Genomic DNA, 13,568 nt, shown 5'->3' with positions numbered 1-13,568 from the left:
TACTCACTTATTAAGCATGTTAAATAGCTCATTTGCGGCCTCATTTATGCGAGGCGTACCGCGCAAGACAAGACTTGATGGGACGTTTAAAATTTTAGAGTTCTTGGCTGCACTAGTTGCTTTTAGCACTGGATTTTGCGATAAAAAATCACTGCCATCTTTCATGCCTACAACTATTATGAAGTCTGGATTTTGCGCTAGGATAAATTCACTTTGAACGATCGGCATCGCTCCAGCTAGGCCACCTGCTACGTTTTTCATACCAAATTTAGCAAACATATCACCAGGTAAACTAGCATCGTTAAAAGCAACTAGTGGGGTAGCTGCATAAACGCCTAAAATTTTCTTACCGCTTAAATTTGAGTTTTGAAATTTTAAAAAATCCTGCTTTATCTTAGCCACAAGCTCGCTGGCACGCTCTTTTTTTCCCGTGATATCGCCCATTTTTTCTATATTTTTGCAAATATCATCTACACTATTTGCCTGCATCGTAAGTGTCTTTATGCCAAATTTAGCAAGGTCGGCGTTTACACCATCAGAGTGAAAGCTAGTAACTACAAGATCAGGCTTTAGCTCGACTATACGCTCTAAATTTGGCTTTGTATAAGTGCCAACGCTCTTTAGCTTTTCAGTCTTATCCTCAGGCCAAATCTTGCCAAACTCAAGAGTAGAAATAGCTGCGATCTGATCTTCAGCCTCTAACATATACATCATCTCAACCACTGCAGGATCGAGCACAACGATATTTTTAGCACTTAGGCTAACACCGCCAAAACCAAGCAAAAAAGCAAAAACTAAAAATAATTTTTTCATGAAATCTCCTTTAAAATTATCATTTTGGTAAAACAAATGGCATATCATTTTTATATATGATATCTGCCTTAAGACCGTAAATTTCATCTAAAATTTCTGGATTATAAAGCTCTCTGACACTCCCTTTGTGAGCTATCACACCACCTTTTAGCATTAAAATTTCATCACATATCAGTGAGGCTAAATTTAGATCATGAAGCACAGCTATAGTGACTAAATTTAGCTCACGAATAAGACGCGAGCAAAGCTTTAACATCTCTATAGCATGGCTTAGATCAAGGGCTGATGTAGGCTCATCAAGAAGTAAAACTTTAGGCTCGCTAACTATTGCACGAGCAAGCAAAGCTCTAGCAAATTCGCCACCACTTAGTGAGTTTGCCACTCGGTCTTTAAATTTAGCCAGCCCAAAAGTATGCAAAGCCTCATCAACTAGTGCAATATCATGAGAGCTATAACCACTAAAAGAGCTTTTTAGATGAGCATATCTACCCATCAAAACAAGCTCAAAAACGCTTAATGGCATCGTAAGTGCGCTTTTTTGAGGTACAAAACTAGTCGTTCTCGCAAGCTCCTTTGTGCTATAGCTTTGTACATCTTTTTCTAAAATTTTGACACTTCCAGCGCTTGGAGAAAGCAAATTTAAGATACATTTTAAAAGTGTTGATTTGCCACATCCATTAGAGCCCAAAAGACCTATAAATTTTCCACTTTTAGCAGTAAAGCTTATATTTTTTAGCACACTTGTTTGCGCATATGAAAAGCTTAAGTTTGACACTTCTACGCTCAATGCACACTCCTTTTTAGATAAAGTGCTAAAAATAGAAAAAATGGCGCTCCAAAAAACGCACTAATAACGCCAACTGGCACTTCAACCGGACTTAAAACACTCTTTCCCACCACGTCACAAGCTAGCAAAAACGCTCCTCCTCCAAGAGTAGAAAGTGGTAACAAAATAGCGTTGTTTGAAGTATTTAAAAGCATTCTAAAAGAGTGTGGAATGATAAGCCCAACAAAGCCTATCATACCGGTAAATGCGACTGAAAAAGCGACCGTGAGCGAAGCTATAACAAGTAGACGCTTTTTAAGTGCATCGACATCTATACCAAGACTTTTTGCCTCGTCTTCCCCGCTTAAAAGTATCGTTAACTCAAAGCGTTTTAGATAAAAATATATCATACAAAAGATAAGTGGAACAGCGATGATACCGACCTTTTGCCATGAAGCAGAACCTAAATAACCCATCATCCATGCCACTATCTTAAAACTATCCTCGCCAATAAGATATGTCGCAAAACTCGTAAATGCCCCTAGAAATGATGAAAAAGCGATACCAATTATAAGAAGTGTAGCAATAGAGCGACTACGGTTGTAAACTCCAAAAATAGCAAGGGTAAGCAAACTAGAAGACAAAAAAGCAAAGATACCATAATAAATTTCAGATAAGCCAAGAAGATATGCTACTACTGCTCCAAATGTCGCAGATGCGGCTATACCGATGATATATGGGTCTGCAAGCGGATTTAAAAAGACGCTTTGCGTTACAACACCCGAGCTAGCCAAAAGCATACCTATAAGCAGAGCCATTACAAGTCTTGGTAGTCTAATATCAAACAAGATGGTCTCTTTCATCTCGTCTATTTTGTTATTAAATATAAAATTTAAAATCTCACTCATGCTTATATCAGAACCGCCTATACTAAGCGAGATAAAAGAGAGCAAAACAATGAGCACAATAAGCAAAACGGCAAGTTTGGTACTACCCTGCATAAATTTCCTTTTAATACAAATGGCTAAAGACAACAAAAAAGCATAAAAATAAGCAGAAAATATAATTTTTAAATAAAAGATATAAATTTTCTAAAATATTATTTTTAACTCGTAATTTTAAAAAAATAAGCTTAATTCTCGCTTTAAAAATATTAATGATAATTTTAATCAATTTTAAGTTTTCTTTAGTATGATTTTGCGATTTTTAATTTTATTTTTATAAGGAGAACAGTTTTGAAACAAAGAGCATTAAACCACATGAATAAGGATCATTTGGATATAGTGATCGAGTTTTGTAAGAAATTTAGCGGTGTAGCTGAGCCTACAAATGTCAAAATGACCGATATAAACGAAGATGGCATGGAAATAACATGTGATCAGGCAAAAACATTTGTACCATTTTTAAGCAAAGCAGGCGGAGATGGTTTTAGAGAGTCGATCATCGAGCTTTATATGAGCATCAAGGGTGACACAAACAGCTCTAGTGTGCAAGGTGGAATGATGAAATTTATAAATAGCTTTAAGACTGTTGTGATCTCAAGCATTCTTGACGGACAAGCGGTTTCGTCGTATTCACCTTTCATAAAAGAAAACGATGAGTTTTATATCTGTATATCATCAGTAGCAGATCACTACCACTCAATAAAACAAAACCCGGATAAAATTTCACTCCTTTTTATTCAGGATGAAAAAGACGCAAAAAGTCTATTTGCTCGTGTAAGAGTAAGCTTTGAAGCTAAAGCTGAGTTTATGAGCGACAGCGCAAGAGATGAATTTATATCAAAATTTGAGAGTGCCTTTGCAAATGAATCAGCACTTGCATTTATTAAAGAGATGAAAGACTTCTATATAGTAAAACTCACCCCAACAAAAGGTAGATATGTAAAAGGCTTTGGCGCAGCATATGACACAGTAGGACTCCAAGTTGTCGATAGTGGCAGAGTAAACAACCCTCACACTAAAAAATAATTACTTTTGTAAGACCATTTGGTCTTACAAATTTATACCTCTTAAAATTTCTTTTTAGTCTTACTATAAAAATTTAAATGATATAAATAGTAATATTTTTGCTTGTTATCATAAAAATGGTTTAGGTTTGCCCGAACTCGAGAAAATCTAGCATCGAAATTCCTCAATATGCCTATACCTATAATCTAAACTATAAACATATTTCATCCAAACAAGATAGGATCATTATAAAAAATTTATTAGAAACTAAAAAAGAATTTACCGGCGCAAGACCGGTAAAAATTTATTCAGCTAGAAGTTTATCTAGTTTTGCAGCCAAACTCGTAGTATCATGAGCTTTAGCTAAGCTCGCAGCATGTAGCTTTAAATTTGCTTGTAAATTTTCTTCCAAGCTCTTTGTGATATCACTACTATCAAGGTTCTCTACACTATTAGCATTTGCCACGCTTCTTGCGGCTAGAGCATTTATACCTCTAAATACAGCATTTTGTGTTGATCCGATCTCTGAGCGAAGTGAATTTATATTTTTTAAAATTTCACCTGTATTTGATCCATCATCTTTTACATCTAAAAGAGCATTTGTGCCCAAATTTATATTTTTTGTGCTCTCACCTGTGAAAAATCCAAGCTCAGCATCAAATACGTTTTTACCGTTAAATTTAGCCTCTTTTACGCTATCATTCATAGCATTTCTTAGTGCGTTGATTTCGCCCTTTATGCCTTTTTGCTCATTTGCTGAGAGAGCAGGATTTGTAAGCTTACTTGAAAGTTCGCCTATTCTATCTGTGCTTTTACTTAAATTTAAAAGCGTTGAGTCAGCGATTTGAAGCATACCGATCATATCGTTTGCATTTGCCAAACCTTCGTTCAAGACATTTGTTTGTGAAAGCAAACTCTCTGCGATTTGTAAATTTGCACCTGAAGCTTTGATCTCGCTGTTTGCAGAGATAGCATTTAGCGCTTTCTTTTCGCTATTTTTTGCTTGATCTAAATAATAGTTTCCTGAAGCCTGGTTTGCAGTATAAGTTCCTAACTTCATAACAACTCCTTTTTAATAATTCGCTATGGATTCTACTATAAATTCTATAAAAAGTTGCAAAATCTCTATAAAATCCATTTTTTCTTTACTCTTCTAGCCTCACTGCGACTGATTTTTTATGAGCGGTTAGCCCCTCAGCTTCAGCTAGCTGCATGCATGATTTGCCAAGATGCATGATACCTTTTCTACTCACTGAAATGATCGAACTTCGCTTCATGAAATTTTCAACTCCAAGCGGCGAGTAAAATCTCGCACTTCCGCCAGTTGGTAATGTGTGATTTGGTCCAGCGATATAATCTCCCATCGCTTCAGGCGTAAAGTGTCCAAAAAATATAGCGCCCGCATGAGTCACATCATCGATATAACTTAAAGCATCGTTTGTAGCGATCTCTAGGTGCTCAACAGCAAGCTCATTCATGAGGGCAAAACACTCTTTCAAATCTTTTGCCACTATTATTGCAGCTTTATTTCTTATGCTTGCACTTGCGATCGGCTCACGTTTTAGTGTCTTTAGCTCATCTTCGATGTGTCTTTGTACTGCCCTTGCGAAAGCTTCTACTGGCGTTATCAAAAAGGCGCTTGCGATCTCGTCGTGCTCAGCTTGAGAGAGCATATCGATAGCTATGTGACGAGGATCAGCACTGTCATCAGCGATGACGCCTATCTCGCTTGGACCAGCGATCATATCAATATTTACGTCGCCATAAACTAGCTTTTTAGCAGTCGCTACGTATATATTGCCAGGTCCTGTGATGACATCTACTTTTGGCACCGTTGCAGTTCCGTATGCCATCGCCGCAATAGCACTTGCACCTCCTATTTTAAAGGCTGTCTTTATGCCACAAAGGTGCATTGCCGCAAGAAGCAAGGTATTTACCTTGCCATTTGGCGCTGGAGTGCACACTACAATCTCTTTTACGCCGGCTACGATCGCTGGGATCGCATTCATAAGAAGCGAGCTAGGATAAGCCGCTTTGCCACCTGGGATATAAAGGCCTGCGCGGTCAACCGCTGTGTATTTTGCACCAAGCAAGATATCATGCTCATCTTTATATGTCCAGTCGCTTGGCTTTGTGCGTTCATGATAGCTTTTTATCCTATCGTGAGCTAAATTTAAAGCTACTCTTAAAGCATTGTCTAGCGAATTATAGGCGGCCTCCATCTCTTTAACGTCGATTATTATGTCGTTTTTACTTATAACGCTAAATTTATCAAATTTAGCTATCTGCGCAAAAAGTGCACTATCGCCATCTTTTCTTATCTCATCTATTATTCCAGCAACCACCGGCATTACAGCACTCATGTCATTATCACTTCGTTTAACCAGCTGTAAAAATTTACTCTCAAAATCAGCGTCACTACTATGAAAAAATTTCATTTATGCTCCTTTAATTTTCTCTCATATCTTTGTCTTTGTGTAATGTTACCTAAAATTCCACCCTGATGGATGTATAAAATTTGATCCCCAAGCTTATTTAAATTTGCAAAAAGCGTGATGAAGCCAACAGGGTCATACACTAGGTCAAATTCCACGCCGCTTTTGCAAACCTCTAGCCAAATTTCATAAAGCTCTTTGTATAAATTTCCAAAATGATACTTCTTTGGCGGATTTAAAATTTGCACTTTGCTATCTTTATCTAGCTCATAAATTTGCTTTTTTAGATAGTCTCCATCCCCCACGCAAGGAGTTGTAAAAACCCTAAGATCGGTATGCTTTGCCAGATAGCATGCACTAGTGCCTGTGCCAGATGGCAAAAATATATCAGGCCTTATGCCACTTTTTTTGCTCCACTCATTTATCTCATTTGCTTGCGTGATAAAGCCAAGCTCGGCCTCGCTCTGTGCCACACCTTCATTTATAAAGAGCGCATTTTGGCTCTTTGCCAGCTCTTTGGCAAATTTATCACGTTCCTCTTTTACAAAAATTTCCATACCATTTTCAAGTGCAAATTTGAAATTTCCAACTGGAGTTTGCTTTAAATTTGAGCTTAGATGAGAGACGACGTAGTAAAATTTAAGCCCCTTTAGCTTGGCAAAAAGACTTAGACTATACATCGCATTTGACTGGCTTGAGCCGTGAGACACGATGGCCTGGATGCCGCTTAGATCAGCCTTTAGAAAATACTCTAGTTTTCTTGCTTTGTTACCGTTAAACTCGCCTAGCAGATCATCTCTTAAAAGCCATAACTCTCGCCCCCTAAGAACAACCCGCTCAATCACCCTTAAACTCCAAAAATTTCTCTATCTCGTTGATAGCCTCTTTGTTTGAGAGTGAAAATTTGATCTCGATGCGTCTTGAAGCGTCTTTGTCTTCGGCTCCGTCTTTAAAAACTAGCTCGTTGTAGCTTCGTCCGCTTGCCACGAGTAGCTTTCTAAGGCGCGCATCATCGCTAAATGAATTTATAAATTCCATCACCGCGTAAGCTCTTTTTTGTGAAAGCTCTAGGTTATAAATATAGCTTCCATCGCTGTCCGTAAAGCCCTCAATTATAATTTGATCAATGTTTGACGCGATATCCTTATCATTTAAAAGCACGTCGAAATATTTACTAAGCGTGGCCTTTAGCTCCTCTTTGACCTCTTCTTTTAAGACCGCACTTCCTTTATCAAAAAGTACTGAGGAGCTAAGCTTTAACGCACCCGAGTTTGGATCGATCTCGATGCTAGATCCCAGCCTATCCTTTAGAGCTGAGATCACTTTTACTCTGATACCGGTTAAATTTTTCACTCTATCACGAGTGACGTTTAGATCCCTTAAAAGCTCGTCATATCTAGCCTCTCTTTGGCTCACTTGCTCGAGCAAAAAGGCGATCTTAGCTAAATTTTTCTCACTGCTTTCGTTTGCGTCACTAAGTGCTCTATCTTTTGATGAAATTTCATCATTTAGCACGATCATCTTTTGATTTAGATCAAAAACGCTAGCATTTAGCTCTTTTATGCTCGCGTTTGCGTCCTTGTTTTCCTCTATGAGCTGGGCTAGTTTTTCTTTTAGAGCGTCTATTTGGATAACAAAAATTTCATTTGATTTTTTCAAATTTATATTTTCGTCGCTTATCTTTGAAAGCTCGCTTTTTAGGGCGTCATTTAGCTCTTCAAGGGTGAAATTTTTACCCTGGGCATCTTTTAAATTTGCTAGTGCTGTGATGATGGCTTGCTCTTTATTTTCAAGGGTGTTTTGAGTTAGGACGTATTTTACGACGACAGCGCCGATTAGTAGCATAAAAACAAAGAGCAGACCCGCCATCAAGTCTGCGTACGAAACCCAAAAGCTCGATTGATCCTCGTTATTTTTGTTTATTTTCATTGCACTAGATTTTCGATTTTTTCTATTACAGAATTTGCTTCTTTATCGATCTCGTCTATGTTCTTCTTAAGCTCAGCAATGAGGCTCTCACGCTCTTTTTCACGCTCCAAGCTCCTGCCCTCTTGCTCATACGCGGCTTTAAATATCGTCGCACTCTCCACGAGCGAGGCTCTAAATTCCTTTAGTGCGTCATTTTGTTCTTTCATGAGCGAGTAAGAAAATTCCCTTAAAACCTTGTCAAAGCTCTTTATGGTCTGCTCAAATTTAAGCTGGCTCTCTTTTGTGGCGTTTAAATTTCTACTAAAAATTTCGCCAAGCTTTGCATGCTCGGTTAAAATTTTAACCTCCATATCTTTAAAGGCATTAGAAAATGCGCCAACTGCCTTTAATATATCGGAGTGGATTTTTACAAATTCATCTTGTTTTAGCCCAGATTCATTTAGCATTTTTAGACTTGCGCTAAGCTCTGCCTTGCTTTGATTGATGATATTTTTTTCAACCTCGCAAAGCTCTTTTAAGCTGTTAAATTTCTCATTTGTCTGCTCGCTTAGCTCTTTTACAAATTTATCATCAAGCACCATTTTAAAGGCGTCATTACTGTCTTTAAAGTAGCCTACACTTGCTTTCATGAAATTTGCATTTAGCTCATTTTCCTGCCAGAAAAACTCACGGCTTAGCTCTTTTTGCTCGCTGTAAAATCTCTCAAATTTACTAATGCCAATCTTTTCAAAAAACATCCACCAAAGTGCTAAAAATATGCCGTATATCGATACATAAAATGCTGTAGCCACGCCGTTTAGCAGTATAGCGATCTCTTTTTCTAAGCCGTTTGCGGTGCTTGAGCTAAAGCTTGGCATGGAGATAGCGATACTGATAAATGTGCCCAAAATTCCAAGCATAGGAAAGACTGCTTGACCGATATTTGCTAGGTTGTCATTTCTAAAATTTCTTGTATAGCTCTCAAAAAAATCTTCAAATTTAGCGTTTGCCTTTTTGACGCTTGAAATTTCAAAAAGGTGAGCGATGATAAATTCTTTTAGCCTTATCTTGTAGTCTTTAGCATTTGCTAAGAAATTTGAGTAAGCGACCAAGGCGCTGTGGCGAGAAAATATAAAAGCAACAAAGAGTATAACGCCCATCATCACGATGGTGTGAAGCTTCATCTGAAAATTTATAACGCCAAGATACGCTAGTATTGCCAAAATGTAGATAACTAAAGGAATAAAGATAACTTTAAAAAAGACAAAGAAAGAGTGAGCTTGGCGCTCTTTTGGTACGCTTAGCTCACTAAAATCATTTTGATTTTGCATAGGATTAGTTCCTATTTAGGCAGTTTAAGTCGCTAAAAGCAGTCTGAAGACGCTTAACCATGCTCTCCTCGCCACTTCTTAGCCATTTCCTTGGGTCGTAGTATTTTTTATTTGGCTTATCGTCGCCCTCTGGGTTGCCGATCTGACCTTGCAAGTATGCTCTATTTTTAGCCTCATACTCACGCACGCCGTCCCAGAAAGCCCACTGAGTATCGGTGTCAATGTTCATCTTGATAACACCGTAGCTTACAGCATTTTTGATATCTTTTAGCTCGCTGCCACTACCGCCATGAAATACAAAATTTACTGGCTTGTCGCTTTTTGTATTAAATTTCTTTGCCACATAGGCTTGTGAGTTTTTAAGAATTTCTGGCCTTAGCACGACATTGCCTGGTTTATAGACACCATGGACATTGCCAAAACTAGCCGCGATGCTAAATTTATCGCTTATCTTGCTTAGTCTTTCATAAGCAAGCGCGACGTCCTCTGGCTGAGTGTAAAGAAGTGCGTTATCAACGCTTGTGTTATCTACGCCGTCCTCTTCACCACCAGTGACGCCAAGCTCGATCTCTAGGCTAATGCCAAGCTCGCTAAGCTCTTTTAGATACTTCTCGCACGTGCTTAAATTTTCGTTGATATTCTCTTCGCTAAGATCAAGCATGTGAGAGCTAAAAAGTGGCACGCCGTGAGTTTTTTTATACTCATGACTTGCTTTTACTAGCTCATCTATCCAAGGCAAAAGCTTTCTAGCAGCATGGTCAGTGTGTAAAATGACTGGCACGCCATAAGCCTTGGCTAGTAAATGAACATGCTTTGCTCCAGCGATCGCACCAAGAACGGCTGCATTTTCGCAGGCTTTACCAGCGTAAAAACCTGCACCGCCATTACTAAACTGAACGATAACAGGCGAGTTAGCAACCTTTGCCGCTTCTAAAACAGCATTTACCGAGTCGCTGCCTACGACATTTACAGCAGGTATTGCAAAACCTTGCTCTTTGGCATAAGCATAAAGTTTTGTTACATCATCTCCGCTTAAAACACCAGGTTTTACGATATCTAAAACGCCCATTTTATCCTCCAAATTTTATTTGTATTCTATCTTTGCTTTTTGGCGTAGAGCTTCACTTTTTTGTCTAACAGCAGCTTGGAATTTCTCCATTTTTACAGCTTGCTCGATCTCTGGTTTTGCTTGCTCAAAGCTTACAGTACCAGCAGCTTTACCATCTTCTTTTAAGATAACATGGTAACCAAACTGAGTTTTAACTGGTTTAGTTGAAACTGTGCCATTGGCCATTGAAAATGCTGCGTCTGCAAAAGGTTTTACCATTTGGCTTTGACCAAACCAGCCAAGTGCGCCACCATGTGCAGCTGAGCCTTTGTCGATTGATTTTTGGCTTGCAAGCTCTGCAAATTTCTTAGTTAGCGCCTCACCTTTTAAATTTTTAAGTTGAGCGATGATGTCGTTTGCTGTTTTTTCATCTTCAACTAGGATATGTCTTGCTTTTGCTTGAGCTGGCTCGTTCATACTTGCTTTGTTTTTATTGTAAAAATCTTTTAGCTCGTTATCACTTACTTTGATACCGTCAAAAAGCTTTCTCATATAAAGCTCAACTGCGATACCTTCTTGTGCTGCTTTTACAGCTTTGATGTACTCTACATCTTTTTCGATACCGCTTGACTTAGCATCTTTTAAAAGAAGTTTTCTATTTATTAGATCGTCGATTATACGTTTTTTCTCATTTGGTTGAAGCTTGCTAGCGTCAAATCCTGGCATAGCTGCCGATAAAAGGCTTGAAATATCGCTATCGCTTATAGCATCACCATCAACTGTTGCAACTACTGCTGCATTTAGAGTAACAGCTGCCGCTAAACTTAAAACTGCTGGAAACAAAAATTTTTTCATATAAATCCTTTAAAAAATTGATTTTATGGGCAAGATTATATCAAATAAAGCGATAACTTTTCATTTAACTTAAGAAAATAAGATAAAATACGAAAATGAGAACAAAAAAAGATATTTTAGAGATAAAAAGAAGACTTCTAGAAGAGTTTAAAGACGCCAAAAGCGAGCTTAAATTTAGAAATTTATATGAGCTACTTGTCTGTGTCATGCTCTCAGCCCAGTGCACCGACAAAAGAGTAAATTTAATAACTCCAGCTTTATTTGAAGCGTATAAAGATGTCTATGAGCTAGCTAGTGCAAATTTAGCAAGTCTAAAACTCATGATAAACTCGTGCAGCTTTTTTAATAACAAGGCTGCAAATTTGATCAAAATGGCAAACAGCGTGGTTGAGCTTTATAATGGAGAAATTCCACTTGATGAAGAGAAGCTAAAAGCGCTTGCTGGAGTTGGACAAAAGACCGCTCATGTCGTGCTTTTAGAAGCTACAAATGCAAATGTTATGGCTGTTGATACGCATGTTTTTAGAGTGGCACACAGGCTTGATCTTAGCTATGCAAAAACGCCAGAAGCTACTGAAGCTGATCTTAGCCATGCCTTTAAAACAGATCTTGGCAAGCTTCATCAAGCCATGGTGCTCTTTGGACGTTACACCTGTAAAGCCAAAAAACCGCTTTGCCATGAGTGTATTTTAAATGATCTTTGTAACAGCAAGGACAAGATTATTTAATTTTCTCAAGCTTTGCTAGAAAATTTTTAGCATCTATAAAACCGATAGTTCTAAGAAATTTTAGCTCGTTGCCACCATTAAATAACAAGAGTGCAGGCGGATCAATAAGCCCAAAATTTCTTAGCATTTCATCATTTTGTGGTCCGCCATTTGTTACATCGATACGAATAAGTGTAAAATTTGTCAAAGCATCTATAACATCACTATCTTTAAAAGTGATCTTTTCTATCTCTTTGCAGCTTACACACCAATCAGCATAAAAATCTACTAGAACGGGTTTGGTTGAGTTTTTTATTACCTCATTTAGTTCATCTAAATTTTTAACGGAATTAAATTTTAACGCACTATCACTTTTTGCCAAATTTAGTCCAGAAAGTGGAGAAAAAGCCTCCTTTGAGCCCAAAAATGAACCAACTATTAGCATAACTGAATATATAAAAACCAAGATAAAAAACGCTTTTTTAAACTTAGCCCAGCTTTGCTCTGCTACTTCAAATGCCCCAAAATAAACCGCCATAAAAACGCCTATAATGCCATATCCTAATAGCTCAAAAAATTCTCCGAGCACACGCGCAAGGATCCAAACTGCCATGATGAGCATTAAAAAACCAAAGAATTTTTTCACTTCATCCATCCAACTACCAGGTTTTGGCAAGAGCTTTCCAGAGCTTAGCCCGATAATAAGTAGTGGCACGCCCATGCCAAGCCCCATGACAAAAAGCATAACGCCACCATAAAAGACATTTCCGCTTTGGGCAATATAAAGAAGTGCGCCCGCTAATGGTGCTGCAACGCAAGGCGACACAATGAGAGCTGAGGCAAAACCCATAATAAAAATTCCAACATAGCCTGAGCTATTTTGCGATTTTTTACTTATCAAATTTTCAAATTTTGCTGGCAATTTTATATCATAAAATCCAAACATGCTAAAGCTTAGAATAACAAAAATGGCTGCAAAAGCGCCGAGCACATAGATGTTTTGCAAAGCTCCTGCGACACCAAAGCCAAGCAGACTAGCCGCCACTCCAGCTAATGCGTAAGCTAAACTCATCGCGACAACATAAATAAATGATAATAAAAAGCCTTTTTTTGCATTTAAATTAGCACCTTTTGAGACGATTATGCTTGAAAGTATCGGTATCATCGGAAAGACGCAAGGTGTTAGTGAAAGCAAAAGACCATAACCAAAAAAAGTAAGAAGTGAGATAAAAAAATTTTTATCTCCAAGCCCATTTGCGATATCTTGCTCGCTAGAAAATTCTTCAGCAAAGCTGTCGGTATCGCTTTTTTGCTCTTTTTTAAAAGTGGCGATACTAAATTTTCCAGCTTGGTCAGTTATCTCATAAATTCTGCTTTGTGGACGGTAGCAAATGCCGTTTTTAGCACAGCCTTGATAGTTAATGTCAAGTATTGCTTTGCCATTTGAAAGATTTTCTTTTACCAAATTTAATGGGATAAAAATCGAAAAATCTTTTGGATAAATTTCGTATTCTCCCGTATTTTCACTACTTGGCAAATTTAATAGCTCATTTATCTTTTTGCCAGCTAGCTTAATCTCAAAACTCTCCTTATAAAGATAGATATTTTCACCAAAGTTAAACTTCACTTCAACATTTTGACTATCAACGCTTGGAGTTAAAACAAAGGCTTTGCTAACATCTAAAACCTCAGCAAAAAGCGAGCCTGCAAACAAAATGAGCGAAAAAAGAAATTTTAAAAACATACTAATCCTTGC

At 37.9% G+C, this 13,568-nt stretch carries 13 protein-coding genes; 2 read left to right on the top strand and 11 right to left on the bottom strand.

All coding sequences use genetic code 11. The features are described 5' to 3' along the window. Positions 1 to 3: 3 nt before the first annotated feature. From CVS97_RS00205 to CVS97_RS00195, 3 genes are read right to left on the bottom strand one after another with little or no spacing between them, the layout of a single operon-like run. Positions 4 to 813: an ABC transporter substrate-binding protein gene (locus CVS97_RS00205; protein WP_107784668.1), complete on the bottom strand. Its 810-nt coding sequence runs from the start codon at positions 811 to 813 to the stop codon at positions 4 to 6. A 19-nt stretch (positions 814 to 832) separates the two neighbouring features. Then, entirely contained in the window at positions 833 to 1,600 is a 768-nt protein-coding gene (locus CVS97_RS00200; RefSeq protein ID WP_107784667.1) for an ABC transporter ATP-binding protein, read from the bottom strand. Continuing rightward, positions 1,597 to 2,580, bottom strand: a complete 984-nt coding sequence (locus tag CVS97_RS00195; RefSeq protein WP_087577710.1) for a FecCD family ABC transporter permease — start codon at positions 2,578 to 2,580, stop codon at positions 1,597 to 1,599. Before CVS97_RS00195 ends, CVS97_RS00200 begins: the two co-directional genes overlap by 4 nt. Before the next feature lie 234 nt (positions 2,581 to 2,814). Here CVS97_RS00195 and CVS97_RS00190 point away from each other — a divergent pair, with 234 nt between their 5' ends. Next, a complete protein-coding gene (locus tag CVS97_RS00190) occupies positions 2,815 to 3,549 on the top strand; it encodes a HugZ family heme oxygenase (protein ID WP_180996909.1) in 735 nt (244 codons plus the stop codon). A gap of 283 nt (positions 3,550 to 3,832) precedes the next feature. Here CVS97_RS00190 and CVS97_RS00185 read toward each other — a convergent pair whose 3' ends face one another. From CVS97_RS00185 to CVS97_RS00155, 7 genes are all read right to left on the bottom strand, one after another. Further along, positions 3,833 to 4,588 carry a flagellin gene (locus CVS97_RS00185; RefSeq protein ID WP_199905974.1) on the bottom strand — a complete coding sequence of 252 codons (756 nt, stop codon included), beginning with the start codon at positions 4,586 to 4,588 and terminating at the stop codon, positions 3,833 to 3,835. A gap of 85 nt (positions 4,589 to 4,673) precedes the next feature. After that, positions 4,674 to 5,966: a histidinol dehydrogenase gene (gene hisD, locus CVS97_RS00180; protein ID WP_107784666.1), complete on the bottom strand. Its 1,293-nt coding sequence runs from the start codon at positions 5,964 to 5,966 to the stop codon at positions 4,674 to 4,676. Beyond that, positions 5,963 to 6,808 carry a pyridoxal-phosphate dependent enzyme gene (locus tag CVS97_RS00175; RefSeq protein ID WP_107784665.1) on the bottom strand — a complete coding sequence of 282 codons (846 nt, stop codon included), beginning with the start codon at positions 6,806 to 6,808 and terminating at the stop codon, positions 5,963 to 5,965. The genes hisD and CVS97_RS00175 overlap by 4 nt, the downstream gene beginning before the upstream one ends. After that, positions 6,801 to 7,892: an OmpA family protein gene (locus CVS97_RS00170; protein WP_107784664.1), complete on the bottom strand. Its 1,092-nt coding sequence runs from the start codon at positions 7,890 to 7,892 to the stop codon at positions 6,801 to 6,803. Before CVS97_RS00170 ends, CVS97_RS00175 begins: the two co-directional genes overlap by 8 nt. Then, positions 7,889 to 9,202: a MotA/TolQ/ExbB proton channel family protein gene (locus tag CVS97_RS00165; RefSeq protein ID WP_107784663.1), complete on the bottom strand. Its 1,314-nt coding sequence runs from the start codon at positions 9,200 to 9,202 to the stop codon at positions 7,889 to 7,891. Before CVS97_RS00165 ends, CVS97_RS00170 begins: the two co-directional genes overlap by 4 nt. A 4-nt stretch (positions 9,203 to 9,206) precedes the next feature. Then, on the bottom strand, positions 9,207 to 10,271 hold the full coding sequence (gene fbaA, locus CVS97_RS00160; protein WP_009294115.1) for a class II fructose-bisphosphate aldolase: 1,065 nt from the start codon (positions 10,269 to 10,271) through the stop codon (positions 9,207 to 9,209). Positions 10,272 to 10,286: 15 nt separating this feature from the next. After that, on the bottom strand, positions 10,287 to 11,105 hold the full coding sequence (locus CVS97_RS00155; protein WP_103589547.1) for a peptidylprolyl isomerase: 819 nt from the start codon (positions 11,103 to 11,105) through the stop codon (positions 10,287 to 10,289). A 95-nt stretch (positions 11,106 to 11,200) separates the two neighbouring features. On the opposite strand from CVS97_RS00155, the gene nth reads away from it, so the two are divergent. Continuing rightward, positions 11,201 to 11,833 carry an endonuclease III gene (gene nth, locus CVS97_RS00150; RefSeq protein WP_107784662.1) on the top strand — a complete coding sequence of 211 codons (633 nt, stop codon included), beginning with the start codon at positions 11,201 to 11,203 and terminating at the stop codon, positions 11,831 to 11,833. Here nth and dsbD read toward each other — a convergent pair. After that, a complete protein-coding gene (gene dsbD / locus CVS97_RS00145; protein WP_107784661.1) occupies positions 11,826 to 13,556 on the bottom strand; it encodes a protein-disulfide reductase DsbD in 1,731 nt (576 codons plus the stop codon). The genes nth and dsbD overlap by 8 nt on opposite strands. Between the last annotated feature and the right edge of the window lie 12 nt (positions 13,557 to 13,568).

Source organism: Campylobacter concisus (assembly GCF_003049735.1).
GTDB lineage: Bacteria > Campylobacterota > Campylobacteria > Campylobacterales > Campylobacteraceae > Campylobacter_A > Campylobacter_A concisus_AN.
This window is presented reverse-complemented; position numbering and strand designations above follow the sequence as displayed.

Coding starts and splice junctions, on each gene's coding strand:
- CVS97_RS00170 (WP_107784664.1), bottom strand. CDS start 7,892: ATGAAAATAAACAAAAATAACGAGGATCAATCGAGCTTTTGGGTTTCG.
- CVS97_RS00165 (WP_107784663.1), bottom strand. CDS start 9,202: ATGCAAAATCAAAATGATTTTAGTGAGCTAAGCGTACCAAAAGAGCGC.
- fbaA (WP_009294115.1), bottom strand. CDS start 10,271: ATGGGCGTTTTAGATATCGTAAAACCTGGTGTTTTAAGCGGAGATGAT.
- CVS97_RS00205 (WP_107784668.1), bottom strand. CDS start 813: ATGAAAAAATTATTTTTAGTTTTTGCTTTTTTGCTTGGTTTTGGCGGT.
- CVS97_RS00155 (WP_103589547.1), bottom strand. CDS start 11,105: ATGAAAAAATTTTTGTTTCCAGCAGTTTTAAGTTTAGCGGCAGCTGTT.
- CVS97_RS00195 (WP_087577710.1), bottom strand. CDS start 2,580: ATGCAGGGTAGTACCAAACTTGCCGTTTTGCTTATTGTGCTCATTGTT.
- dsbD (WP_107784661.1), bottom strand. CDS start 13,556: ATGTTTTTAAAATTTCTTTTTTCGCTCATTTTGTTTGCAGGCTCGCTT.
- CVS97_RS00185 (WP_199905974.1), bottom strand. CDS start 4,588: ATGAAGTTAGGAACTTATACTGCAAACCAGGCTTCAGGAAACTATTAT.
- hisD (WP_107784666.1), bottom strand. CDS start 5,966: ATGAAATTTTTTCATAGTAGTGACGCTGATTTTGAGAGTAAATTTTTA.
- nth (WP_107784662.1), top strand. CDS start 11,201: ATGAGAACAAAAAAAGATATTTTAGAGATAAAAAGAAGACTTCTAGAA.